Here is a 2340-nt window from a genome sequence, read left to right as displayed (position 1 = left end):
TGCGGCGGAGCCGGCGGAGCCGACGGACGCCCCGGGCGCGGCGCACCTCACGGACACGGCGGACGCGCCGGGCACCGCCGACGGCACGGGCGGCACGAACGTGCCGCGTGCGGCCGGCGCTCCGGATGTCACGAATGCCGCGAAGGCCGCGGACGGTGAGGCCGCCGAGGCCCCCGCCGTCGCGGAGGCCCGGGTGGTTCCGCCCACCGCTCCGGCGGCGCCCAACTAGGTCGCGTGCGGGCGGCGCCCCCTGACTTCCGCGCCGCCCCCGCCCGCTCTTTCCACGGACCGTCCTCTCGTGGCCCGCCTCGTCCCCGCCCGCCGAACGCACTGGATCTGTCACCACGTGATGCCCGCTCCCGCCGCTGTTCCCGACCCGTTCGCCGCCGGTGCCGGTAGTGCCGGCGCCGCGAAATGACCATGACGACGAAGCGGAGGGTGGCGTCCGGGCTCGCCGGCGCGGCCGTGCTGATCGGGGTGCTGACCGTCCTGTCGCGGCTGGCCGGGTTCGCCCGGACGTTCGCGCAGTCGCAGGCGGTCGGGCCGACCTGCCTGGGGCAGGCGTACTCGACGTCCACCCAGTTCCCGAGCATCGTCTACGAGATCGTCGCGGGCGGCGCGCTGGCGAGCATGGTCGTGCCGGTGCTGGCCCGGCCCGCCGAGCGCGGCGACACCGAGCAGGTGCGCCGGATCGGGTCGGCGCTGCTGACCTGGGTCGTGCTGGCGATGGTGCCGCTGTCGGCGCTGCTGGCGGCGACGTCGCGGCCGGTGATGGAGCTGCTGGTCGGCGGCACCGGCGACGGCTGCGTGCGGGCCGACATCGTGCGGGTCGGCGCGGACATGCTCGCGATCATGGCTCCGCAGATGGTGATGTACGGGATCGCGGTGGTGCTGTACGGGCTGCTGCAGTCGCACCGGCGGTTCGTCGCGCCCGCGCTCGCCCCGCTGGTGTCCAGCGTCGTGGTGATCGTGGTCTACGTCGTCTTCGCCCCGCTGGCGCGCGGCTACCAGAACGACCTGGCGCACCTGCCGCTGTCGGCCGAGTTGGTGCTCGCGGTCGGGACGGCGATGGGCGGCGTCGCGATGGCCGCGACCGCCGGTGTCGCCGCGTGGCGGCTGAAGCTCGGGCTGCGGCCCTCGCTGCGCTTCCCCGAGGGGGTGGCGCGGCGGGTCGTGCGGCTGGCGGCGGCGGGGCTGGCGACGGTCGCGGCGCAGCAGGTGTCGGCGCTGCTGGTCGTCCGGCTGAGCTACGAGGGGATGCGCGGCGCGCTGAACCTGTACCAGTACACGTGGGCGATCTTCCTGCTGCCGTGGGCGATCCTGGCGGTGCCGATCGCGACCAGCGCGTTCCCGATGCTGTCGGCGCGCACCGACGAGGAGCACCGGGCGGAGTTCGACGGGATCACGGCGCGGACGACCCGCGCGGTGATCCTGGTGTCGTGCGCGGGAGCGGCGGTGCTGGCGGCCGTGGCGCTGCCCGCGTCGGCGGTGTTCACCTGGAAGGTCGCCGCGAGCGACCCGCAGCAGCGGATCGTGATGGCGCGGGCGGTGCTGGCGTTCGCGCCGGGGCTGCTCGGCTACGGCCTGGTCGCGCACCTCGGGCGGGTCCTGTACGCCTGCCACCGGGGCCGGATGGGCGCGATCGCGACCGTCTCGGGCTGGGTGGTCGTGATGGTCGCGGACGTGGTGCTGGTCGCCACGGTCGACCGGGCGTGGGTGGTGGCGGCGCTCGGCCTGGGCAACACGGTCGGGATGACGGTCGCGGGCGTCCTGCTGCTGGGGACGCTCGTGCGCGCGCGGGGGGCCGGTGCGCTGGAGGGCATGCCGCGCGCGCTGCTGTCCGGGATCACCGGCGCGGTCGCGGGCGCGGCGGCCGGGTACGCGCTGTCGTCGTGGTTCGGCACCGGGCACCGGCTGCTGGACGTGGGCGTGGGCGCGCTGTCGGCGCTGGTCGCGGCGCTGGTGTTCGTGGCGGTGGTGTTCGTGATCGACGGCCGCGACCTGCGGGCCGTCCTGACCCGGAAGGTCATGCGCAATGGGGGCTGAGCGAGACGGTCTGGCCGGGACGCGGGTGGCGCTGGTGCTCGGGACGAGCGCGGGCGGCGTCGGACGGCACGTCCGGTCGGTCGCGGCGGGACTGGTGGAGCGCGGCGCGCGGGTCGCGGTGTTCGGCCCGGCGGCGACCGAGGAGCTGTTCGGGTTCACCGGGGCGGGCGCGCGGTTCGCCGAGCTGGATCTGGCCGACCGGCCCCGTCCCGTCAGCGACGCGCGCGCGGTGGCGCGGCTGCGGAGGCTGGTGCGCGACGCGGACGTCGTCCACGCGCACGGGCTGCGGGCGGG

2 protein-coding genes and 1 pseudogene are annotated in these 2340 nt (G+C 76.2%); all 3 read left to right on the top strand.

Going from position 1 to position 2340, the window contains the following annotated elements:
* Positions 1-229, top strand: a pseudogene (locus DZF91_RS41555) (hypothetical protein); the annotation flags it as partial.
* A 191-nt stretch (positions 230-420) separates the two neighbouring features.
* Entirely contained in the window at positions 421-2046 is a 1626-nt protein-coding gene (gene murJ, locus DZF91_RS24830) for a murein biosynthesis integral membrane protein MurJ (RefSeq protein ID WP_117359668.1), read from the top strand.
* Positions 2036-2340: glycosyltransferase family 4 protein (locus tag DZF91_RS24825; protein WP_147341360.1), on the top strand; the 305-nt coding region annotated here is incomplete at its 3' end. The genes murJ and DZF91_RS24825, both read left to right, overlap by 11 nt.

Source organism: Actinomadura logoneensis, from assembly GCF_003428695.1.
GTDB classification, from domain to species: domain Bacteria; phylum Actinomycetota; class Actinomycetes; order Streptosporangiales; family Streptosporangiaceae; genus Spirillospora; species Spirillospora logoneensis.
The sequence above is the reverse complement of the archived record's forward strand: the minus strand, read 5'-3'. Positions and strand labels throughout refer to the sequence as shown.